The organism is Paraburkholderia nemoris, assembly GCF_905221015.1.
In the GTDB taxonomy this organism is placed as follows: domain Bacteria; phylum Pseudomonadota; class Gammaproteobacteria; order Burkholderiales; family Burkholderiaceae; genus Paraburkholderia; species Paraburkholderia nemoris.
Genome location: NZ_CAJNBO010000013.1, coordinates 189,898 through 212,840 on the forward strand (window position 1 = coordinate 189,898; position 22,943 = coordinate 212,840).

The 22,943-nt window shown below is 62.1% G+C and carries 20 protein-coding genes; 14 read left to right on the top strand and 6 right to left on the bottom strand.

Going from position 1 to position 22,943, the window contains the following annotated elements; translation table 11 throughout:
- Positions 1 to 103: 103 nt before the first annotated feature.
- Both KHO33_RS21510 and KHO33_RS21515 read right to left on the bottom strand, forming a co-directional pair.
- On the bottom strand, positions 104 to 1,396 hold the full coding sequence (locus KHO33_RS21510) for an MFS transporter (protein ID WP_200567333.1): 1,293 nt from the start codon (positions 1,394 to 1,396) through the stop codon (positions 104 to 106).
- A 27-nt stretch (positions 1,397 to 1,423) separates the two neighbouring features.
- Complete coding sequence (locus tag KHO33_RS21515; RefSeq protein ID WP_200567332.1) at positions 1,424 to 2,251, bottom strand: NAD-dependent epimerase/dehydratase family protein; 828 nt, start codon at positions 2,249 to 2,251, stop codon at positions 1,424 to 1,426.
- Positions 2,252 to 2,671: 420 nt separating this feature from the next.
- On the opposite strand from KHO33_RS21515, the gene KHO33_RS21520 reads away from it, so the two are divergent.
- The gene (locus KHO33_RS21520) at positions 2,672 to 3,211 is read left to right on the top strand and encodes a DUF2867 domain-containing protein (RefSeq protein ID WP_200567331.1); all 540 of its coding nucleotides are present in this window, start codon (positions 2,672 to 2,674) and stop codon (positions 3,209 to 3,211) included.
- Positions 3,212 to 3,299: 88 nt separating this feature from the next.
- Here KHO33_RS21520 and KHO33_RS21525 read toward each other — a convergent pair whose 3' ends face one another.
- Positions 3,300 to 4,121, bottom strand: a complete 822-nt coding sequence (locus tag KHO33_RS21525) for an alpha/beta fold hydrolase (protein WP_200567330.1) — start codon at positions 4,119 to 4,121, stop codon at positions 3,300 to 3,302.
- A gap of 611 nt (positions 4,122 to 4,732) precedes the next feature.
- Here KHO33_RS21525 and KHO33_RS21530 point away from each other — a divergent pair.
- From KHO33_RS21530 to KHO33_RS21555, 6 genes are all read left to right on the top strand, one after another.
- The gene (locus KHO33_RS21530; protein WP_200567329.1) at positions 4,733 to 5,065 is read left to right on the top strand and encodes a type II toxin-antitoxin system RelE/ParE family toxin; all 333 of its coding nucleotides are present in this window, start codon (positions 4,733 to 4,735) and stop codon (positions 5,063 to 5,065) included.
- Entirely contained in the window at positions 5,052 to 5,339 is a 288-nt protein-coding gene (locus KHO33_RS21535; RefSeq protein WP_054040241.1) for a helix-turn-helix domain-containing protein, read from the top strand. The genes KHO33_RS21530 and KHO33_RS21535 overlap by 14 nt, the downstream gene beginning before the upstream one ends.
- Positions 5,340 to 5,725: 386 nt before the next feature.
- On the top strand, positions 5,726 to 7,138 hold the full coding sequence (locus KHO33_RS21540; RefSeq protein ID WP_200567328.1) for a cytochrome ubiquinol oxidase subunit I: 1,413 nt from the start codon (positions 5,726 to 5,728) through the stop codon (positions 7,136 to 7,138).
- Between the two features lie 35 nt (positions 7,139 to 7,173).
- A complete protein-coding gene (cydB, locus tag KHO33_RS21545) occupies positions 7,174 to 8,178 on the top strand; it encodes a cytochrome d ubiquinol oxidase subunit II (RefSeq protein WP_200567327.1) in 1,005 nt (334 codons plus the stop codon).
- Positions 8,153 to 8,344 (top strand): hypothetical protein, encoded by a 192-nt coding sequence (locus KHO33_RS21550; protein WP_200567326.1) that lies wholly within the window; start codon positions 8,153 to 8,155, stop codon positions 8,342 to 8,344. Before cydB ends, KHO33_RS21550 begins: the two co-directional genes overlap by 26 nt.
- A 340-nt stretch (positions 8,345 to 8,684) precedes the next feature.
- Positions 8,685 to 9,443, top strand: coding sequence for a response regulator transcription factor (locus tag KHO33_RS21555; protein WP_200567325.1), 759 nt, complete (start codon positions 8,685 to 8,687; stop codon positions 9,441 to 9,443).
- Between the two features lie 60 nt (positions 9,444 to 9,503).
- On the opposite strand, the gene KHO33_RS21560 is transcribed toward KHO33_RS21555, so the two are convergent.
- Positions 9,504 to 11,285: an ATP-binding response regulator gene (locus tag KHO33_RS21560; RefSeq protein WP_054040311.1), complete on the bottom strand. Its 1,782-nt coding sequence runs from the start codon at positions 11,283 to 11,285 to the stop codon at positions 9,504 to 9,506.
- A gap of 354 nt (positions 11,286 to 11,639) precedes the next feature.
- On the opposite strand from KHO33_RS21560, the gene KHO33_RS21565 reads away from it, so the two are divergent.
- The 3 genes from KHO33_RS21565 (at position 11,640) to KHO33_RS21575 (ending at position 17,039) form a co-directional block, all read left to right on the top strand.
- The gene (locus KHO33_RS21565) at positions 11,640 to 12,431 is read left to right on the top strand and encodes a hypothetical protein (protein ID WP_175054841.1); all 792 of its coding nucleotides are present in this window, start codon (positions 11,640 to 11,642) and stop codon (positions 12,429 to 12,431) included.
- Positions 12,432 to 12,642: 211 nt separating this feature from the next.
- Complete coding sequence (locus tag KHO33_RS21570; protein WP_200567324.1) at positions 12,643 to 16,053, top strand: alpha/beta fold hydrolase; 3,411 nt, start codon at positions 12,643 to 12,645, stop codon at positions 16,051 to 16,053.
- Between the two features lie 203 nt (positions 16,054 to 16,256).
- On the top strand, positions 16,257 to 17,039 hold the full coding sequence (locus KHO33_RS21575) for a substrate-binding domain-containing protein (protein WP_200567323.1): 783 nt from the start codon (positions 16,257 to 16,259) through the stop codon (positions 17,037 to 17,039).
- 63 nt (positions 17,040 to 17,102) lie between these two features.
- Here the strand turns inward: KHO33_RS21575 and KHO33_RS21580 are convergent, their stop codons facing one another.
- Together KHO33_RS21580 and KHO33_RS21585 are read right to left on the bottom strand one after the other, a co-directional pair.
- The gene (locus KHO33_RS21580; protein WP_200567322.1) at positions 17,103 to 18,527 is read right to left on the bottom strand and encodes an FAD-binding oxidoreductase; all 1,425 of its coding nucleotides are present in this window, start codon (positions 18,525 to 18,527) and stop codon (positions 17,103 to 17,105) included.
- A complete protein-coding gene (locus KHO33_RS21585) occupies positions 18,524 to 19,513 on the bottom strand; it encodes an isopenicillin N synthase family dioxygenase (RefSeq protein ID WP_200567321.1) in 990 nt (329 codons plus the stop codon). Before KHO33_RS21585 ends, KHO33_RS21580 begins: the two co-directional genes overlap by 4 nt.
- A 275-nt stretch (positions 19,514 to 19,788) precedes the next feature.
- Between KHO33_RS21585 and KHO33_RS21590 the strand changes: the two genes are divergently transcribed.
- Genes KHO33_RS21590 through KHO33_RS21605 form a run of 4 tightly spaced genes read left to right on the top strand, consistent with a single transcriptional unit; the run spans position 19,789 to position 22,887 of the window.
- A complete protein-coding gene (locus tag KHO33_RS21590) occupies positions 19,789 to 20,616 on the top strand; it encodes a transporter substrate-binding domain-containing protein (protein ID WP_200567320.1) in 828 nt (275 codons plus the stop codon).
- Positions 20,617 to 20,654: 38 nt separating this feature from the next.
- The gene (locus tag KHO33_RS21595; protein ID WP_054040252.1) at positions 20,655 to 21,305 is read left to right on the top strand and encodes an amino acid ABC transporter permease; all 651 of its coding nucleotides are present in this window, start codon (positions 20,655 to 20,657) and stop codon (positions 21,303 to 21,305) included.
- A 30-nt stretch (positions 21,306 to 21,335) separates the two neighbouring features.
- On the top strand, positions 21,336 to 21,998 hold the full coding sequence (locus KHO33_RS21600) for an amino acid ABC transporter permease (RefSeq protein WP_054040254.1): 663 nt from the start codon (positions 21,336 to 21,338) through the stop codon (positions 21,996 to 21,998).
- A 19-nt stretch (positions 21,999 to 22,017) separates the two neighbouring features.
- Complete coding sequence (locus KHO33_RS21605; protein ID WP_054040256.1) at positions 22,018 to 22,887, top strand: amino acid ABC transporter ATP-binding protein; 870 nt, start codon at positions 22,018 to 22,020, stop codon at positions 22,885 to 22,887.
- Positions 22,888 to 22,943 lie beyond the last annotated feature (56 nt).

Here is a 22,943-nt window from a genome sequence, read left to right on the forward strand (position 1 = left end):
CTAAGTGTTAAGCGTTAAGCGCGAGGCAAAACAAATGGCGGCGCCCTCGGGCGCCGCCATTTTAATTACCCGGCGCGATTCGCGGCCCGGGCCTAATCGTGACTCACTTGACTGCTACACTCGCCGCCGCCCAGCGCGGGTCGATTGTCTTATCACCGCTTCGGGCCAGCAGGCACACCACAGCCGCCGCGATGATGTCGAACACAGCCAGCACCACGAACAACGGGCTGTAGCCGATCTGCGTGACCAGCACGCCGAACAGCGCGGTGAACGCTGCCGCGCCCAGGTAACCCGCCATGCCGCCCATGCCCGTAGCGGTAGCGACTTCGTTCTTGCCGAACATGTCGGAGGTAATCGCGTACAACGCACCCGACAGGGTCTGGTGAGCAAAACCGCCAACGCACAGCAGCGCGACGGCCGCATAAGGACTTGCCACCAGCCCGACGCAAGCCGGTCCGATCATACAGAGCGCACCCACAACGAACACCATCTTGCGCGACGTGAACAGCGAGACCTTCGCGTACTTATGAAACAGCGGGCTGAGGTAACCGCCAAGCACGCAACCGATATCCGCGGCGAGAAAAGGCATCCACGCGTACAGCGCGACTTCCTTCAAGTTCATATGCCGCTCGGTCATCATGTACAGCGGAATCCACGCGTTGAAGGTCTGCCAGGCCGGCTCGGAAAGAATCCGCGGAATGCCGATTGCCCAGAAGTCGCGGCTGCCGAGCATGGAAGCCCAACTGCGTTTAACCGCGCCGGCGTCGCTGTGCTTTGCCTCCTGCCCACTGAGGATGTAATCGCGCTCGGTGTCGCTCAACAGCTTCTGTTTCTGCGGATGCTTGTACAGCAGCATCCACAGCGCGCTCCAGACAATCCCCGCCACGCCGACGATCAGGAAAGCCCATTGCCATTGACCGTGCAACAGCGCCCAAACGACCAGCGGCGGCGCAAGCAGTGCGCCCACGGACGAGCCGATATTGAACCAGCCGATTGCAACGGAACGCTCCTTGGCCGGAAACCATTCGCTCGTCGCCTTAACGCCGGCCGGGATGCCAGCCGCTTCGGCGATACCGAGCACGCCGCGGAAAAACGCCAGGCTGCGCCAGCCCGTCGACCATGCCGCTGCGGCACACGCCAACGACCAGGCCAGTGCGAACGCCGCGAAGCCGATCTTGGTGCCGACGGTGTCGAGCACATAGCCCGCGACCGGCTGCATGAACGCATAACAAAGTTGCCACGCCACCACGACATGCGAATACTGCGCGGTGGTGATGTTGAGGTCCTTCATCAGCGTCGGCGCTGCCACCGACAACGTATTGCGCGCGAGGTAATTGATGATGAGCCCGGCCGCGACCAGACTGACCATCCACCAGCGGATGCCCTTGATTTTCATGACTGTCTCCTCGTATTCCTTAATCAATCAGGACGGCTGGCCTGCGGTGTCGCTGCTCGCTGCGTCGTCGCGCGAGTAATCGATGCCGACGAAACTTCCGCCCTGATAACGCTGACCCAAGGCATCAAGCGGATTCGGCCGTGCCAGGATTTCCTCGGCGTAGGCTTCGGCGTCCTGGGTCGGTTGATAACCGAGGCGCTCGGCGCCGCTGTTGTCCCACCAGCTACGTGTGTTGGCCGACACGCCCCACACGGTGATGAAGCCGATTTCCTCTGCCTCGACACAGCGGTCGAGGAAATGCAGCAGGTCGCGATGACCGAACCAGGTGCTCAGATGCCGCTGCTCCGTCGGCCGCTCAAGGCAACTGCCGATGCGCACGCAAATACTCTCGATGCCGTGCTTGTCCCAATACATTCTTGCCAGTGCTTCGCCCCACACCTTGCTCAGGCCGTAGAAACCGTCCGGACGCAGCGCGCAGTCGAGACTGAGATGGTCGGTGACCGGATACATGCCGATCGCGTGGTTCGAGCTGGCAAACACCACGCGTCGAACGCCTTGCCGGCGCGCGCCTTCGTACACCTCGACCAGCGCACGCAGGTTGTTGTCGATGATTTCGGGCAGCGGACGCTCCACGCTCGTGCCGGCGAAGTGAATCAGTACGTCGACACCTTTAAGCAGGCGATCCACGACGGCGGGATCGCGCAGGTCACCGTGCATCACGTCCTCGCCTTCCACCAGCGGCACGAGGGGCTTCGAACCCGCCGCCGAACGCAAGGGGATGCCGCGGCCGACCAACGCCGTCCGCACTACCGAGCCGAGCTGGCCGCCGGCGCCACTCAGGGCAATCTTCTTCATAAGGATCCTTTACAGCGCCGCGCGCGATTAGAGCCGGAGGACGGCAAGCAGTCGAGCCGTAGCGGCAACGGGCTGGAACCAGCCCTTAAGTTGTACGATAACGTACTATCTTCGATTCGAAGGCCGATTTCAACCAGGCATTTACCCGTATAAGCATGCGCTGTACAGCAACTTATCTTTTGCAAACAAGCACATATGTCACGCATATATTTATGCGACGTCGTATAACTTAGCGGATCGATTAAGACCTGCTCATTCGTCATCCGGCGCATGTGGCCGGTTGTCTCAATGGGCACTGAAGCTTGAGCGCGCGTTGTCCGGCACGCGTAGACTTGACGCGTATGCGCGCGATCGAACTGCGGCGCCCCGCGGCAAAGTCGCCCTTTCCATTTCAGTCTCTTTTCGGCGCAGCACCTTCCTATGCCAGATGCCAACCGTTCCGTGCTTTCCGTTGCCGTGCCGGCCGAATCCGGCGTGGCCCGCATGTACGATGCCCCGGACCTCGCGGACGCGTACGCCGTCCGCTTGCCGGACAACGCAATCGACGACCCGGAATTGCTCGCGCGCTTTATGTTCGCCCATCAAGCGGGATGGATAGCGAAACTGCTGGGGCTGCGCGATGCGTTAGTCGCCCGCTTCGGGCTCAAGACGGCGAAGCAGTTGCGCACGGCGAATCCACCCGGCTCAAGGGATCGGGTCGATTTCTTCCGAATCTACGCGCGCAGCGCACGCGAGATCATTCTCGGCGAGAACGACAGCCACCTGGACTTCCGGCTTTCGGTATTGCAGCAAACGCGCGATACGCACGAGGGCAGCGCGCGCTATCTGATTCTGTCCACAGTCGTGCACTGTCACAACGGACTTGGGCGTTTTTATATCCTCGCCATCGCTCCGTTCCACCGGTTGGTGATTCGCTCGACATTGCGCCGAGCGGCGCGCGTCGGCTGGCCAACTGCCTGAGCGGCGACCGCCGTACGCGGGTACGGGCGCGGCCAGCGCCAGCGCGGAACAATCGCCCCTCGCCAGCCGCACTTGCTACATCAACGCATTACGAGCCGATGAACTCCAGTAGATCGGCATTCACCTTGTCCGCCTCCACCGTGCACATGCCGTGCTGCCCGCCCGGGTAGACCTTGAGCGTGGCGTTCTTCACGATCTTCGCCGTCTTGCGGCCTGCGGCATCGATCGGCACGATCTGATCGTCGTCGCCATGCAGTACCAGAGTCGGCACGTCGATCTTCTTCAGGTCTTCCGTGTAGTCGACTTCGGAGAACTGCTTGATGCAGTCGTACAAGCCCTTGATCGACCCAACCATGCCTTGCGCCCAGAACGAATCGATCACACCTTGCGACACCTTCGCGTTCGGACGGTTGTAACCGTAAAACGGTAACGCAAGATCCTTGAAGAACTGCGAACGATCCGCCTCGACACCCTTGCGGATGCCGTCGAACACGTCGATCGGCGTGCCCTCCGGATTGCCCTCAGTCTTCAGCATCAGCGGCGGCACCGCGCCGATCAGCACAGCCTTCGCGACACGTTTCGTACCGTGACGGCCGATGTAGTGCGCGACCTCCCCGCCGCCGGTCGAATGGCCGACCATGGTGGCGTCCTGCAGGTCGAGGTGCTCGATCAGCGCGGCGAGATCGTCGGCATAGGTGTCCATGTCGTTGCCGTCCCACGTCTGCGCCGAACGGCCATGCCCGCGCCGGTCGTGCGCGATCACGCGAAAGCCTTTGCTGCCGAGGAACAACATCTGCGCGTCCCAGGCGTCCGCGGACAGCGGCCAGCCGTGCGAGAACACAACCGGGCGCCCTTTGCCCCAATCCTTGTAGAAAATTTCCGTACCGTCTTTCGTGGTGATCGTGCTCATCTGTCGACTCCTTTGGATGAAGTCTGCCGTCGCCGGCAGGTGGATGAAGCGTGCCGCTCAAACCGGTCGGGCAGCACAAGCCGTGCCGCCCAACGAAAACCGTTAACAGCGAATGCAGGACGAACTCGACGCGCGTGAGTGGAGCATGCGAGGGAACGACCAGTCGATGCACGATGAGACGCTTGCTCAAGCATGACACGGTCTGCAACGCATTTTGATGACGGGCGCACGAAGAACCGGTCGGTTCACGTGGTGTTCGAAATGACTATCAGGAATGAAACAGGATGGCGATGCAGCGCGCATCCATTTCAGGTATGCGATGACGCCGAAGGAACCGCCGGTTAGCTGCTTGCATGTTAGAAGCAAACTAGCCTGTTGGCTAGCTAACCGGCTAATAGAAAGTCGGCGCGAACGGCGTTATTGTCGGATGGCGACGAATGACCCTGGTTGCGCCAACGCCGTTGTAACCGCTCATCGCGGTCCTGCTTTCGCCCTCTTCCTGTCGTTCGATTTCCTGCCAGGCAATGCGCCCAGTTTTTGCTGACTGACAGCAACAAACTGCGAGGTGGCTTGCTTGCGTGTTAATAACATATTTGTTATCATTGAATCCAATGGCATTTACGATCGACTTCTACAACGAAAAGGTCAAAGTGAACGTTGCCTCCTTGCCGAAAACGCTGCTTGCACGCTTCATTGCGCTGGCCGATCGCATGGAGGAATACGGGCCGAATCTCGGCGAGCCTCACACCGCATCAATGGGTGGTGGCTTGTTCGAAATGCGCCTCAAAGACGCCGAGGGCATCGCCAGAGTGTTCTACTGCTCGATCGTGGAACGGAAAATCGTCATGCTTCACAGCTTCGTGAAGAAGTCGCAACAAACGCCGCGCAACGAACTGGACGTGGCGCGCAAAAGACTGCTGGAGATCAGAAATGGCAACCTATAAGGCAATGCGCGAACGGGCGCTCGCCGACCCTGAAGTACGCGCCGAATACGAGCGGCTGAACCGCGAAGAATTCGCGCTGCTCGACCAGATGCTCGCCGCGCGCCGCGAAGCCGGCTTGACGCAGGCGCAAGTCGCCGAGCGCATGGGCACGAAAGCGCCGGCCATCACCCGGCTGGAACGCGCGCTTGCGTCGGGGCAGCACTCGCCTTCCGTCGACACGTTGCGCAGATACGCGGCCGCGTGTGGCAAGCAACTGTTTATCTCGATCGCCTAGGCTTCGCCGCGCGGCGTTGAGCGCCCGCGCCGCCTGGTGCGGCGATCTCTTGCTGACTGACATGACTGGAATGCGGCGTCCGCAGCGAGGGACTTAGCCACGAAGACGCCGGTGCCGCCTTGTTGCAGCGCGGTCTATTGCCGCAGTTCCGCGCAGACCACGAGAAACGCACGCAAGGACGCACTAAGGAAAACTTGATACCTATCAAGGCTTTGCCGTCTCAAAAACGAAAACACGCGCAAAACAACGTGGTTTTTTGACGCACGTCGCATTGCAGCAAAAATTTTCCTCATCCCCTACTCTTGCGCCATCTGCCCAGCGCAGTGCGCACCGACAACGGTCGACGCGCGTAGTCCGCCCTCCTGGGCGTCACGACCTTCACGCTCATGAACTCCGCAATTTCGGCCTTCGATCTCGCCCGCATTCAGTTTGCGTTCACCGTTTCGTTTCACATTGTTTTTCCGGCGCTCAGCATCGGCCTCGCCAGTTTCATCGCTGTCCTCGAATGGCGCTGGCTGAAAACCGGCAAGGCGTACTACAAAGATCTTTGCCTGTTCTGGTCGAAGATCTTCGCAGTCGCCTTCGGTATGGGCGTCGTATCCGGCGTCGTGATGAGCTATCAGTTCGGCACCAACTGGTCGGGCTTCTCCAGTTTCGCCGGACCCATCACCGGACCTCTTCTCATGTACGAGGTCATGACCGCGTTCTTCCTCGAAGCGGGCTTCCTCGGCATCATGCTGTTCGGCTGGCAGCGCGTGAGTCCGCGCGCCCACTTCGGCGCCACGCTGATGGTGGCGATCGGCACGCTGATCTCGACCTTCTGGATTCTCGCGTCCAATAGCTGGATGCAAACGCCGCAAGGCTTTGAAGTTGTCGACGGCCATGTCGTGCCGCTCGACTGGTTCAAGATCATTTTCAATCCGTCGTTCCCGTATCGGCTTGCGCATATGGCGCTCGCGGCATTCATTGTCGCGGGGCTGGTGGTGTCGGCGGTGGGCGCATGGCATCTGTTGCGCGGCCGGCGCGATCCTGCCGTCAAGAAGATGTTCTCGATGGCGCTCTGGCTGCTCCTGATCCTCACGCCGATCCAGGCATTCGTCGGCGATCAGCATGGTTTGAACACGCGCAAATATCAGCCGGCCAAGATCGCGGCGATCGAAGGTCTGTGGGAAACCGAGAAAGGCGGCACCGCGCTGAATCTCTTCGGCATTCCTGATATGCAGGCGGAGACCACGCGTTACGCCGTATCGATTCCGCACCTCGGCAGCCTGATCCTCACGCATAGCTGGGACGGCGAAATTCGCGGCCTGAAGGAATTCCCGCCACAAGACCGACCGAACTCGACGGTGGTGTTCTGGAGCTTTCGCATCATGGCCGGGCTCGGCGTGCTGATGATCCTGATGTCGCTGGCCGCATGGGTGCTGCGCCGTCGCGAACGCCTGTTCGAAGCGAAGTGGTTCCAGCGCATCGCCGTGGCCATGGGCCCGACCGGTTTCATTACGTTGCTGGCGGGTTGGGTCACCACGGAAGCTGGCCGTCAGCCGTGGGTGGTGTACGGCGTGATGCGCACCTCGCAGGCCGTATCGCCGCTCACCACGCAGCAGGTCGGGATCTCGCTGATGGCCTTCGTGGTTGTCTACTTCCTCGTGTTCGGCACCGGCATCTACTACATGCTCAAGTTGATGCGCTCGGGTCCGGCACTGCCGGGACAGACACCGCACGGTGTGCCTGAGCACATGCCGAATCAGACCGCGCGCCGCCCCCTGTCCGCCGCCGATCACATGATCGACGCCGCCTAACCTCACTGCTTCACTTCCTGCTTGCGAGAAAGAAAATGGACGTAACCGTAGCGTGGGCCGCAATCATCGCACTGGGCCTATTCATGTATGTGGTGCTGGACGGCTTCGATCTGGGCATAGGCATCGTCTTCCCGTTCTTCCCCGATGAGAAAGAACGCGACCTGATGATGAACACCGTCGCGCCCGTGTGGGACGGCAACGAAACCTGGCTCGTGCTTGGCGGCGCCGCGCTGTTCGCGGTGTTTCCGGTGGTCTACTCGACCGTGCTGTCCGCGTTGTATCTGCCGCTGATCTTCATGCTCGTCTGCCTGATTTTCCGCGGCGTGTCGTTCGAGATTCGCGCCAAGGCGAAGCGCACGAAACATCTATGGGATCTGGCGTTCATCGGCGGCTCGGCGGGCGCGACGTTCTTTCAGGGCATCGTGCTGGGCGCGTTTCTGCAAGGCATCCCGGTAGTTGACGGCAGCTATGCGGGCGACGCCTTCGGCTGGCTCACGCCGTTCAGTCTGCTGAGCGGTCTCGGCCTGGTGATCACCTACGCGCTGCTCGGCTGCTGCTGGCTGGTCGCGAAAACCGAAGGCGATCTGCAACGCCGCCTGCATCGCGTGGTGTGGCCGCTAACGCTCGTGCTGCTCGGCTTCATCGCGATGGTCAGCCTGTGGACGCCACTGCAAGATCCGAATATCGCGCAGCGCTGGTTTCACGACAACCTGTTCTACCGCCTGCTGCCGGTGCCGTTCCTCGTGGCGATCTGCGCGTTCTTCATGCACCGTGCGGTGCGGGCGCGGCATCACAACACGCCGTTCGTGCTGGCGCTCCTGCTGGTGCTGCTCGGTTACGCCGGGCTGCTGGTGAGCCTGTGGCCTTATGCGATTCCGTCGAGCATGACGCTCTGGGAAGCCGCTGCGCCGCGCTCGAGCCAGATGTTCACGCTAGTCGGCGCAGCAGTGATTCTGCCGGTCATCATCGCTTATACGACGATGGGTTATTGGGTATTTCGCGGCAAGGTGCGTCATGGCGACCAACATCACTATCACTAAGGATACGGGCGGCAACACCGCCCACGGCGCGTCCCAAACGCCGCGGCGCCGGCTGCCCGGCTGGCTGTGGTTCGTCGCGCTATGGTGCTTGGGCGTTGCCTCGGCGATGTCGCTCGGCTTCGCGTTCAAGCTTCTGATGAATGCGACGTTATTCGCAATCAAGTGAATCATGCGCTTGCCTAATTTCATCTGGTGCGCATAACCTGCGGATTCCCGCGTGGACGGCTTCAAAAATTGCGCCGTGCGGCTCGTCTTCGTAACAAGCCGGAACCTATGCGCGGGAGACCTACCTTACACATAATGCTGGTGCATCGAACCAGCCGGCGATTATATAAATAGATGTTCATTCGTGCGGCAAACCGGAAGGCGCGCCGCACCACCGATCGGCATATGATCGCGGGGTAGCCGGCAATGACGCGAATCAAGAATAGAAGTAAAACGGGAAGTAGAGCCAGCAGCACGACCGTGGCAGTCCACAACGCGCAGTCCCGACTCGCGGAGACATCATGAAGTTTCTTGTGGCCGACGACCATGAACTGATCCGGCAAGGCGTCAAAGGACTATTGCGCGGGCTCGATCCCGACGCGCAATTCGACGAAGCCGATAGCTGGGAATCCCTCGCCGCCGCCGCGCGGCCCGACGCCGACCACGACCTCGCCATCGTCGACCTGCATATGCCAGGTATGACCGGCGCGTCGTCGCTCGAAGTGCTGTTGAAGGCGAACCCGGCATTGCCGGTCGTCGTGCTCTCCGCCGAAGAGTCGCCCGACGAGATGCGCGCGGTGCTGGCCGCCGGCGCGCTCGGCTTCGTGCCCAAGCGGCAACCCGCCAGCGTCATGCTCAAGGCGATCGAGCTGGTGTTGTCGGGCGGCGCCTATGTACCGATGGAGGCGCTCAGCCTGCTCGGCTCACGCGAGACGCAAGCCGCACCCGCGCGTGCCGAAGCGGCCGCCGAGCTTGCCGCCCATGACACGGGGCACGCCCCGACTCAGGGCGGCGCCGCGCTTACGGAACCGATCACGCAAATCTCGGCGCTGCAGCCGCACCAGCAACATCTGCTGGAGAACCTGTCGCCGCGGCAGCAAGACATCATGCGGCTGGTGCATCGCGGCTGGACCAACAAGATGATCGCGCGTGAGCTGGGCGTTGCGGAAGGGACGGTCAAGGTGCATCTGTCCGTGATCTTCCGGGCGCTCGGCGTGCACAACCGGTCCACGGCGATCGCCGTGATCAACGGCTGGCTCGAGGCCGGGAAAACCCTGTAATAGCGGATCGACGGGCGGCGCTTATGCCGCCGCCCTTTATGTCGCTCCTCATGCCGCCCTTCACGCCGCCCGCCCCTTATCCAGTTCCGCCTGCTGCCACAGCATTTCCAGAGTGCGTCGCAAGCGCGCCGGCGTGACCGGTTTGTGCAGTACCGGAATCCCCTGCAAGGCCAACGCCGCCAGTTCGGCCGACGCCATATCGCCCGTGATCAGCAAGGTCACCACACCGTCGTGGCCCGCCCGCCCGAGCATATTGCGCACGGCAGACAGCGCTTGCGCGCCGGTTCGGTGATTAGCCAGCTGGTAGTCGCACAACACGGCATCCGGTACGAAACCGTCTTCCAGCGCGACCAGCGCGTCGACCTCATCGCGTGCGCCACGCACGATGCAACCCCAGCGTCCCAGCAGACTGGTCAGGCCTTCGAGAATCGACGGTTCGTCGTCGATGCACAGCACGCGCCGCCCCTGCGCCGACGGTCCGCCCGCCACCGCCTCGTTCAGACTCGCGACAATGCCGCCGGCGTCGCCCGCCTGCACCGGAAAGCGGAACACCGAGCCACGGCCCGGCGCCGAGCGCAGTTGCAATTCGCCGCCGAGCATTTCGACGAGGCGCCTCACCGTCGGCAAGCCCAGACCGTGCCCTTGACGCGCGTCGCGCTGCGGATTGGCCACCTGGTAGAACTCTTCGAAGATGCGCTCGTGTTCCTCGGCCGGAATGCCGATGCCGGAATCGCGCACCTCGATATAGCCGCCCGATCGACGCCCGGCGCGACGATAGCCGACCCAGATCGCGCCTTCCTCGGTATAGCGCACCGCATTCGAGAGCAGATTGCTCAGCACACGTTCAAGCAACACGGGATCGTCATGCAGGACCACCGAGGACGGCGCGATCCGCAGCGCCAACCCCTTGGCGGCGGCCTGCGGACGGTACTGGCTGCCGACCCGCTCGAACAGTTCCGACAGCCGGAAATGCAAGCGGATCACCTGGGTCACGCCGCTTTCGAGCCGTGCAAGATCGAGCACCTGGTTGAACAACTGATTCAACGCCTCGACGTTATAAACGATGTGCTGGGCCGTCCTGGCATGCTGCACGGGCGTCGCCGCCGTGTCATTGAGCGAAGCCGCCAGCAATCCGATCGCATGCAGCGGCTGGCGCAAATCGTGGCTCGCGGCTGCAAAAAACCGCGTTTTGGCGAGACTGGCTTCTTCGGCGACACGCTTCTGCGCCGCCAGCGACTCCGCCAGATACTGCTGATCGACGCGCGCCTGCACGACCTGCTGGAACAGCTTGCGATAACTCAGCGCATAGACGTTGATCGCGCAGAAGAAGAACGCGAGGACGATGGCGAGAATGGTGCGGTCGAACGTATGCGTGCCGAAATGCAGCACGATCGCCGGAAACAGCAGAAACGGAATCGCGGTCGAAAAGTTCAGCAGATCGAAGCCGTTCGACATGAACACGCCGGCCGCCAGCGTGACGATCATCACGGTGTGCAGCAGCGGCAAATCGGCTTGCGGGCTCTGGAACGCGAACCACACCGCGAACCCCGGCGCGCTGTACAGCAGCACACCGCGCAGCGCGTGCAGGTTGATCCAGCCGCGCGGCGTCGCGAGATGCGGGTAGCGGCGATGACAGATCCACAGCGCCAGGCCGCCGCAATTGGCGGCCGCATAAAACCCGAAACACGCGATGAACAGCGGCGGCGACGGCACGTGCGGCCAGTAGATCGCCACCAGCACCGCAATCGAGAACCAGTGCGAAAAGAAGGCGATGGGATCTTGCGCGTACAGCACGCGCACAAGGTCTTCGTCGATTGCACGCTGGATTGGATCAGCCCGCATCATGCGGTCTCCTTTGTCGACCGGATTCGATGGCGTAGGACTCAAGCTCAGCGACGCAGGCACGGCGGGCCTGACGTGCTGCGCGAGAGTTGCTGCATCAGGTGTTGCGGTGCTCCATCGCGCGCTGCAGCCTTTTGGTGCAGCGCACGGTCATCAGACGGCGAACAGGCAGACGCGCGGATGGTTTACCCGGCAGTTTACCCATCAGCTACCACTTAATCCATATAGGCGAAGCGCCCGCCGGAAACCATACTGGCTTCACATTCCAGCGCGGCTCAAAAGTTCCAACACCCCCTTCATTGCCTGCAGTCGAGGCTCCCCGCGCTCATTGCCTAACCCTTTATGGAGGTTTTCATGGGCGCAGTTCCGAGCCACGCGTTCGTCCGCAATCTCGACGATGCGATCCTGCCCGACCTGTGGCGTCGGCGTACCCAGTTGTCCGCCGACGAGATGGTGTCGATGGTCGATCTGGTCAAGCGGGCGCTACGCACCTATCACCCGCTTGAATTGCAGGCGCTCGGTGAAGACAAGGAAGAACTGGTTGCGCAGTTCATCTACGCGAAAGTACTGCGCCTCGCGCCCGGCCACACTGAAACGAATGCTTGCGCCGACAGCGCGCCGTCCAACGGCTACGCACTGTGCGCATATTTTCGCCGTTACCTGATCGACTGTCTGCGCAGCGCCGGCCATCAACGCAACGTGTCGATGGAAAACGAAGGCATGGCGCAGGAAATCGATCTGCACGCGCAAGCGCTGGAAGACCCCGTCGAAAGCGTGTTGCTGCAATACGGCCTCGACGAACAGCGCGTGCGCCTCGCGGCACGGACTTTTATCGACAGCCTCGACGAGCCGGAGCGCATCGTGCTGGCCGGCAGCCTCGGCTGGTGCTCGGAAGGAAAAGGCGGCCTGTCGGCCGTCGCTGCTCAGCATCGTGTGCCCTCGTATCACTATCGCGCCGTCAAACTTGGCGTCACCATGAAAAAGACGGCCGGGGCCGACGAATTTTCCAATACCAAGATCGGCCGCTGGCTGATCGACGTGCTCGGCATCGAGATCGATCTCGACAACCGCGCGGCGATTCTGATCGCCTTGAACCTGCTCGCCGCCGAATCGAGCGACAGCGAAATGAATGAAGTAGCCGCCTAAAAGTGCATTAACCGACCAGCGCGGGCCGACGGCCGCTTTTCCCCCTTCCGGAAATCGGGCGCGCCTCGCGCAAGCGTCGCGCGCCACGTACGATGCGCCTTTTTTTGTCATCGCGCACCGCCTACGATAAAAAAGCCGCAGCCGCACGCCGTCTTCCTTCCGAAGTCCGGGTTCCCCTACCCGGCATCCCCTTCCTGACGAGGTGGTCTGAATGAACCGCTTATCAAGCGCCCTGACAGCAATGCAGTCGCATTACGACGTGGTGGTGGTGGGATCGGGATATGGCGGTGCGATTGCCGCGAGCCGCATGGCACGTGCCGGCAAAAACGTGTGCGTGCTGGAACGCGGGCGCGAATTTATGGCCGGCGACTATCCGCGCACGCCGATCGAAGGCGCCGCCGAGGTGCAATACAACACCTCGCTCGCGCAAATCGGCTCGCCGCTCGCGCTGCTCGAAGTCCACGTGAATGAAGACGTGAATGCGGTGGTGGGCTGCGGACTGGGCGGCACCTCGCTGATCAACGCGAATGTTGCGCTCGAAGCCGAACCGCGCTTATGGGACGACAACCGCTGGCCGGCTGCGCTGCGCGCCGACAAGGCAGGACGCGACAAGGGCTACGATCTGGCTCGCGCCATGCTGCAGCCGTCGGCGGTGTCCGGCGATTTTTTGCAATTGCCGAAACTGCTGGCGCTGAAAAAATCCGCGCAGGCGCTCGGCATGGAAGATCGCTTTTACCCGCCGCCGGTCACGGTCACTTTCGAGGATCGCATCAACGCTGCGGGCGTCGAGCAGAAAGCCTGTGTCGGATGCGGCGATTGCAACTCGGGTTGCAACTACGACGCGAAAAATTCGACGCACATGAACTACCTTCCCGATGCGGTCGCGCACGGCGCCCATATTTTCACGGGCGCCGCAGTGCATTCGGTGTTGCGCGACGCCGCCACGCAAAAGTGGATCGTGCGCTTTCAGGAAGTGAAGCTGGGCCGCGAGAGCTATGACGCGCCCGATCTGTTCATCAGTGCCGATGTCGTCATCATGTCGGCCGGCACGATCGGTTCGACCGCCCTGCTGTTGCGCTCGCGCAAGGAGGGCTTGAGCGTGTCGGACATGCTCGGCCAGCACCTCACCGGCAACGGCGACGTGCTCGCCTTCGCGTACAACACCGAGGAGGTGATCAACGGCGTCGGCTGGGGTGCGCACAAGAAGGGCGACATCCCGCCGGTCGGACCGACCATTACCGGCATCATCGACCACCGCAACACCGCTAACGTAACCGACGGCTTCGTCATCGAAGAAGGCTCGCTTGCCGGGCCGGTCGGCGCCGCGCTGGTCGCCCTGCTCGGCGGCGCCGCGCCGTTCGAAGGCGTCGACATTCCCGCGCCGCACGACGCCGAAGAACCGTTCGGCTACGACGCGCGCGTGATCGAGAGCTTCCTGCGGGGCCCCTATCACGGCGCCCTCAATCACACACAAACCTACCTGGTGATGGCGCATGACGACCAAAGCGGCCAGATCAGCGTGAATGACAAAGGCAGGCCGCGCATCGCGTGGCCGAACGCGGGCAAGCAGCCGATCTTCCAGACCATCGAAGAAACGCTCGAGAAGGCGCAGGCGCCGCTCGGCGGCAAATACATGCGCAACCCGATTTCGACCAAAATGCTCGGCGATCAGATTGTCACCGTGCATCCGCTCGGCGGCTGCGGGATGGGCGAGGATGCGGCGCGTGGCGTCGTCGATCATGGGGGGCGAGTCTTTAGCGGCACGAGCGGAAATGCGGTGCACGAAGGCCTCTACGTAATGGACGGCGCGGTCATGCCGATGTCGCTTGGCGTCAATCCGCTGCTGACGATATCCGCGCTGGCGGAACGCAATTGCGCGCTGCTCGCCAACGCGCGCGGCTGGAACATCGATTACGAGGCCAAGGGCACGGCCGCTACACCGACGCCCCAGAAGATCGGCCTGCGCTTCACCGAAACGATGATCGGTACGTATACGCCGGCCGTGGCGGGCGAAGCCGCCACCAGTCCGATTCAATTCACGCTGACGGTGGAATCGGACGATCTGGCCGATATGCTGAGCAATCCGCAACATCTGGCCCACACTACGGGCACGCTGACCTGCCCCGCGCTCTCCGCGCAACCGATGACGATCACGGACGGCACCTTCAATCTGTTCGTGGTCGACGAATCGGATGTGGACGAGCGCAACATGAATTACCGCATGACGCTCAACTCCACGGAAGGCAAGAAGTACTACCTGACGGGACAGAAAATCATCACGCGTACGTCGCCGGTCAATCTATGGGAGCAGACCAACACGCTCTACGCCGAACTCCGCGACTCGGCGCAAGCGGATGCGCCGGCGATCGGCAAAGCAACGCTGATCATTACGCCCGAGAATTTCCTCAAGCAGCAACGCACGCTCGAGGTCACCAACACGCCCGACCTGACATCACGCCTTGAATGGACCCTGAAGTTCGGCAAATTTTTTGCGGGTGTGCTGTTCACCGAATACGGCGGCGTGGCCGCGCCCTTGCAGTTTTACGATCCGAAGGCCGAGCCGCGCCTCAAGCGAGCACTGCGCGCGCCCGCGCCGCAAATCGTCTTCTTCGACACCGCCGACGGAACCAGGCTTCGACTCACGCGCTACGCCGGACCTTCCGACAAACCGTTGCGCCCTGTGCTGCTGATCCACGGCTCGGGCGTGTCGAGCCGGATCTACTCCACCGATCTGATCGCAACCAACCTGGTGGAGTATCTCTGCGCAGCTGGCTACGACGTGTGGCTCGTCGATCTACGCGTCAGCATCGAAATGCCGAGCGTGCTGGTGCCGACCAACGTCGACAAGGTCGCGCGTGAGGACGTTCCGGCCGCGGTCGCCAAAGTGCGGGAGTTGACCAATATGCCGAACATTCAGGTGCTGGGTCACTGCATGGGTGGCCTGGCGCTGACCATGTCGCTGCTGTACGGCCTCGAGGGCGTGCGCTCGGCGGTCATTTCGCAGGTCTCGGCGCATCCGGTGCCGGGCACGCTGGAAAAGATCAAGTGCGGGTTGCATGTCCCGGACATCATGGAGCATCTCGGCGTGCTCGATCTGACCGCTTTCACGGAACACAGGTCGTGGCCCCATAACCTGCTCGATGAAGCGTTGCGGCTCTATCCGCTCAGTCATAAACAGGGCTGCGGCAGCCCGATCTGCCACCGGGCGACCTTCCTTTACGGGCTGCTCTACGAACACGAGCAGCTGAATGAGACGCTTCATTCGAATCTGCAGGAACTGCTCGGCGTGCACGACGTCTCCGTCTTCAAGCATCTCGCTGCGATGGTGCGGGCGGGCAAGGTTGTCGATGCCGAAAGCAGAGACGTCTACCTGAGCGGCGCGGACGGCATGAAGGGTCTGGATGGTTTGCGCCTGCCGATTGGCTTTATCCATGGCGAGAAAAACGAAACCTACCTGCCGAAGAGCACCTTGCTCACCTACAACATGCTGATCGGGCAATGGCCCGAGCAGCCGTATGAGCGACATCTGATTCCCAACTATGGGCACATCGATTGCATCCTCGGCAAGAATGCGGCGGTGGACGTCTATCCGGTGATTGCGCGGTATCTGAATGCGCATTGACGGAGGTTGAGCGTAGCGTCGCGATTGGGTCAGACTGGAGCGTCCCGTAAGCGCGTGCAAGTGTTGCGCGCCGCTCGCTGTGCTGGCGCCGGTTCAGGTGTGGTATGTATAAGGGCGGCGAGTCGCCACGTTTTGTGGTCGGCTCGCCTGGCCTCGTGAGCCGATCACGCCTTTATCCCTATCAGACTGCCACGCCTATCCGGATGAAAACCTTCTTTCAGACCATGTTGACCGCCGCGCTGCTGGCCGGCACCGTTGCAACGGCACACGTAGAGGCCGCCGAACTCCACGTGATGAGTTCGGGCGGATTCACCGCCGCGTATAAGCTGCTCGGCCCCAAGTTCACGGCGTCGACGGGCAATACGCTCGACACCATACTCGGGCCCTCCATGGGCAAATCACCCGAAGCCATTCCGAACCGGCTCGACCGCGGCGAGCACGCGGACGTGGTCATCATGGTCGGCTACGCACTCGACGATCTGATCAAGCAGGGCAAGGTGATTCCCGGATCGCGCGTCGAGCTCGCCGATTCCCGCATCGGTATGGTCGTGCGTAGCGGTGCGCCGAAACCGGATATCAGCTCGGTCGATGCGCTGAAAGAGACCTTGCTACACGCCAGATCGATCGCCTACTCGGACAGCGCGAGCGGTGTCTATATCGAGCGAGAGCTTTTCAGGAAGCTCGGCATCGAGGATCAGGTGAAAGCCAAGGCGAAGAGGATTCAGAAGATCCCGGTCGCCTCGGTGGTCGCCAATGGCGATTACGAAGTAGGATTCCAGCAGGTCAGCGAGGTGCTGCCGGTGCCGGGCGTCACCTTCGTCGGAAAGATTCCTGAGTCGGTGCAATCCGTGACGCGGTATGCCGCGGGCATCCCGGTGAACGCCGAGCATCCGAATGAGGCGAAGGCCCTTCTCGACTATCTCGCCTCACCCGCTGCGCAGCCCGCAGTCACGTCGACCGGAATGGATTCCGTCGCGGCGCATTGACGAAACGGCCAGGGCGCAGCCGCGCGTTACGCGCGCGAGCCGCTGGCGCGCGGCACGCCCTGTTCAAAACAACTTGCCCGGATTCAGAATGCCGTGCGGGTCCAGCGCATGTTTGATGGCGGCCATCGCAGCCAATTCAGCGGGCGAGCGCGAGATCGGCAAGAACTCGCGCTTGAGCAAGCCGATGCCGTGTTCCGCCGATACCGAACCGCGCAACGGCCCCAGCATCTCATAGACGAACGCATACACCGCGTGATGCTCGACGCCGGGAATCGAATGGCCGTCGACGGTGAGATGCAGATTCGAATCGCCGATATGGCCGAAGAAATACGACACGTTGCCTGGCCAGCGCTGATCAAGCGCTGCGCGGCAACGGTCGACAAAAGCGCCGATTTCGCCGATGGGCAAGCTCACGTCGAAGTTGATCGGATCGAGCCGCACCGGAAACTCGGCGGTGCATTCACGAATCGCCCATAACGCGCGTACGTCGGCCACCGATTGCGCGATCACGGCGTCGCGGATCGCTTCTGAATCGAGCGCTTCGGTCAGCACGGCGGAGAAGCGTTCGCCGTCGTCACTCGCGTCAAAACTCGCGTGTTCGATCAGTGCATAGAGCGGGTGCGAATCGGCGAATGGCGAGCGCGTGCCCGTCAGCTTCACGCCGAAATCATAGAAATCCGGCCACATGATCTCGAACGCGCCGATGTCGTTGCCAAAGCGCGTCGACAGGCGGCGCAGCAGGTTCACGGCGGCGTCGTAATCGTCGAGTGCGACGAGCGCAGTGTGGCGCGCCGCGCGCGGCGGATGGAGCCGCAACACCGCGCGCGTGATCACACCGAGCGTGCCTTCCGAACCGATGAACCAGTGCTTGAGGTCGTAGCCGGTGTTGTTCTTGACCATCTTGCCGAGCGAAGTCAGCACGTCGCCGTTGGCGAGCACGACTTCGAGGCCGAGCACCTGATCGCGCGCGGTGCCCGACTGGATCACGCGATTGCCGCCCGCGTTAGTCGCCAGATTGCCGCCGATCTGGCACGAGCCGCGTGCACCCAGATCGAGGGCGAGTTCGAAACCCGCTTCGGCGGCGGCTTCCTGCGCGGTTTGCAAGGTCGTGCCGGCGCGCACGGTTAGCGTGGCCGACGCTGCGTCGATTTCTTCTACGCCGGTGAGACGTTCGAGCGACAAAGCAATATCCGTCGCGCGCGCAATCGCGCCGCCCGCGAGACCGGTCATGCCGCCCTGCGGCACCACCGGTTGATGCGCTGCGTGGCAAATGGCCAGCGCGCGCGAAACTTCTTCCGTGCTGCGCGGCAAAAGCAGCGCGGCTGGACGAGTCGGATCGTGGCGGGTCCAGTCGGTCATCGCGTGCTCGCCGATCTGCTCGCCAACGCGCACCGCGTCGGCACCGAGCGCGGCACGCAGCGCATCGAGCGTTGCGGAAAGCGGTGCTGCGCTATGGGTTGCGCCGTTTGCCAAACTGTTATCTGTCATGCAGTCGTTCCTTGCGTTCCTTCAGCTGCCGCTTTCTTGCGATAACCCATCGAATCATTGATACGCCCGAGGATGTAGTCACCTGCGGCGACCGGCTGATACTTAAGTTCGGCATCGCTCGTACCGAGTTCGCGCGGATCGACCGTCGCACCGTACGTGGGATCATAGAACGTCGCGATCGAATAGCGCTCGCGCCCCGACGCATTGATCACGCGATGCAAGGTGGAGCGGAAGCGGTCATTGGTCCAACGCGCCAGCAGATCACCGACGTTCACCACGAAGCTGCCCTCGATCGGCGGCGCATCGACCCACGTATCGTTGGCGATCTCGCGCACCTGCAGGCCCCCCACCCGATCCTGCCACAGCAGCGTAATGCAGCCGTAGTCGGTATGCGGCGCGACGCCGAACTGATCCGCGTCCGATTGGGGCGGCTGCGGCGGGTAGTAGACCATCTGCGTGCGCTGCATCCGCTTCGTATAGCGCGGCGCGAAGAAATGTTCGTCGACGCCGAGACTCACCGCCACGGCACGCAACAGATCGGCACCGCATGCGGCGACCGCTTCGTAATAACCGTAGAGCGCGGGCCGCAGCTCCGGCATGAAATCCGGCCAGTTGTTCGGCCCTCGCAGCGCCTGACCCGCACGCACATCGGGATCGTCCTCAGGCAACTCCAGGCCGATGCTGAAGAATTCCTTGTAGTCGGGGCGCTTGGCCTGATACATGGTGGCGTCGCCGAGCGCGTTGAAACCGCGATGCCGTTGATTGACCGCCGCGCGCCGCTTCGTCTCCACCGGAAACGCAAAGAACGTACGGGCCGCCTGTTCGGCCGCATCGATTGCCGCTTGCGGCACGCCGTGATTGATGATGTAGAAGAAGCCGATCGTCGTGCACGCTTCGCGGATTTCGTGCGCTACTCGCGTCAAAGCCTGCGGGTCGCCGGCACGCACGCCGGCAAGGTCGATGATCGGAATGCGGGTCACGGGCATTGCATTGCTCCCTGGTGGGCTAGTCAATTCAACTGACGAAAGAGGCTGATGAATCGTTCGCGACAGGTTCGCGTGCCTCGCGCATTCCAGTTGTATATACCGCCAAAAGCGGACCCGCAAGTTGCTTTGCACGCCTTCACGTAAGGGCTTTTCTCTACTCGCGAGTTTATTTATTTCGCGCGAAAACTGCGGTATATACTGCAACGCATGACTCGCGCCGGTCCCTACTGACAAACCGCTTTCGCGCGACACCGCTTTGCCAACCGGAGAATCCCATGAGCATCCTTGCAGGCTGGAAGTGTCGTTTGGTTATGCTGGCGTTGTGCGCGGCAAGCGTCACCGCCCACGCGGAAGACCAACTCGCCAAAGTGAAGAAAGCAGGCGAACTGGTGGTGGGCACCGAGATGCAGTTCGCGCCGTTCGACTTCCTGGAGAACGGCCAGCAAGCGGGCTTCAATAAGGACCTGTTCGCCGAGGTCGGCAAGGAGATGGGCGTGAAGGTTCGCTTCATCGACCTGCCGTGGCCGAGCGTGCTGCCGGGTCTCGAAGCCGGCAAGTTCGATATGGTGGGCGGCCCGCTGACGGTTACGAAGGCGCGTATGGAACGCTACACGTACACGCTGCCGATCGCGGACGCTACCGACGCGCTGCTCAAGCGCGCCAACGACTCCGCCGTCAAGCAATCGTCGGATATCGCCGGCAAGACGGTCGGCGCGGGCAAGGGCTCGGCCCAGCTCGACCAGTTGAAGGCTTACGTCGCCACTTTGCCGAAGCCGCCTGAAATCCGCGAATACGTCGACAACAATCAAGCCTACGCCGATCTCGCCGCCGGCCGCATCGCGGCGGTCGCGAACTCGATGACCAACATCGCGTACGTCGCCAAACAACGTCCTGAAACCTTCGCCGTAGTGCAGCCGCCGTTCGGCGCAAAGGTGTACTTTGCTTACTGCCTGCGTAAAGACGCGGACAGCAAGCCGCTCGCCGATGCCTTCAACGCCGCGCTCGTGAAAATGCACAATGACGGGCGCCTCGCGGCCTTGCAGAAAAAGTGGTTCGGTGTCGCCATGGATGCGCCGACAACGATGCCGGCGCCGAACTATTGATGAACTGATGATGCATTGATCTAGCGGGTGCGACACTTATGTTCAGCACGACCGTCTTCCTCCAGGGCCTGCCGCTGCTGCTGCATGCGGCGCTCGCCACCATCGGCATTTCGCTGACGGGACTCCTTATCGGTTTCTTCGTCGCGATCGGCGTGTGTGCGGCACGTCTCTCCCCGAAGCGCTGGGCGCGCATGTTCGGCGGCGCCTACGTGTTCTTTTTTCGCGGGGTGCCGATGCTGGTGCAACTGCTGCTGGTGTATTACCTGCTGCCGTTTGCCGGGATCAATGTATCGCCCATCGTCGCGGCGATCAGCGCCGTGTCGCTGTGTTCCGCTTCCTATATCGCCGAGATTCTGCGCGGTGGGTTTCTCAGCATTCCGCCGGGTCATCTCGAAGCCGCACGCATGCTCGGACTGTCACCGTTCGATATGCTGCGGCGCATTCTGGTACCGCAGGCGTTTCGCTTGACGCTGCCTTCGCTCGTCAACGAAATGGTGCTGCTGATCAAGGCTTCGTCGCTGATTTCGGTGGTGGGTGTGGCCGAGTTGACCCGCACTGCGCAGAATATCGCGGCCAGCACCTATCGGCCGCTCGAAGCCTACGTCGCGGCCGGGCTGATTTATTTCGTGATCTGCGGCACGCTGGCGCTCGTCGCGCATGCCGCCGAATACCGTTTGCAGCACGCCTGACCCACCTTGAGCTCGAGACTGAAATAGGCCATGCAAAAGCTCGACCCCACCGTCATCACGCACAACCTGCAGCCGATTGCCGCCGGTCTTGCGACCACGCTCGGCACCTGGGCCGCGGGCGTCGCGATCGGCATTCTGATCGGCTTTCTCATCGCCGTGCTGCAGCTCTTTTGCGGACGCTGGGTGCGCGGCGTATTGCGCTTCTATATCGAACTGTTTCGCGGCACGCCATTTCTGGTGCAGCTGTTTTTGCTGTACTACGGCGGCCCGTCTTTCGGCCTCACGCTCGAACCGATGACAGCCGGCGTGCTCGGTTTGGGCCTCTACGGCAGCGCGTATTTCGCCGAAGCCTTCCGCTCCGGTTTCCAATCGGTGCCGCCGGGTCATCTCGAAGCGGCGTCCTGTCTCGGACTCACCCGCTGGCAAGCCGTCCTGCGCATTCAGGTGCCGCAAATGCTGGTGCTGATCGTGCCTGCGCTGACCAATCTGATTATCGTACTGAGCAAGGAAACCGCGGTGCTGTCGATCGTCACCGTGCCTGAGCTCACCTTCGTGCTGACCGGCATCGGTTCGGCCACCTTCGCTTTTGTCGAAACGCTGCTGGTGCTGTGCGTGTGCTATCTCGCGCTGGTCGAACTGACCTCGCGCGCGGGCATGTGGGCCGAAACCCGCATCGCGCGCTTCATGGCATGAACGGAATCCGGACCATCTTATGAACGCTATCGCCGACATGCCGTCCTCCACTTCCACCGCTGCTTTCGATACGCCGCCCGGCGCGCCGCTGATCGAAGTGCGCGACCTGCGTAAGCGCTTCGGCGAAGTCGAAGTACTGCGCGGCGTCGATCTCGAGATCGCGCGCTCCGAAGTGGTCTGCATCATCGGTCCATCGGGCTCGGGCAAGAGCACGCTGCTGCGCTGCCTCGCCGCGCTCGAAACTTACGATCAGGGCGACGTCCGCATCGAAGGCGAACTGCTCGGTTACAGCGAGCGCAATGGAAAACGCGTGCGAGCGTCGCAAAGCGAGATCAATCGCGTGCGGCGCAACGTCGGCATGGTGTTTCAGCAATTCAATCTGTGGCCACACATGACCGCGCTCGGCAATGTGATGGAAGCGTTGCTGCGCGTGCGCAGTCTGTCACGCGACGAAGCGCGCCGCCGCGCCAATGCGATGCTGGAAACCGTCGGCCTCGCGCATAAAGGGGACGCCTACCCGTCGAAACTCTCGGGCGGCCAGCAGCAGCGCGTTGCGATTGCCCGCGCGCTGGCAATGGAGCCGCACATCATGCTGTTCGACGAGCCGACCTCGGCGCTCGATCCGGAGCTGGTCGGCGAAGTATTGCAAGTGATGAAGCAGCTCGCGCGCGACGGCATGACGATGGCCGTGGTCACACACGAAATGGGCTTTGCCGCCCAGGTCGCCGATAAGGTCATGTTCATCGACCAGGGGCGCATCGCCGTGCAAGGCAAGCCGCGTGAAGTCTTTCACGATGCCGGGCAGCCGCGCTTGCGGCAGTTCCTGCAAAACTACTTCGACCGCAATGCCTTCTGGGCACGCGGTCCCGATGATGCGGAGCCGGTATGAACTTGCGCCGATGCCCTCCTGATGCGGCTCGCTCGTGCAGTTCACGCGGACTGTAG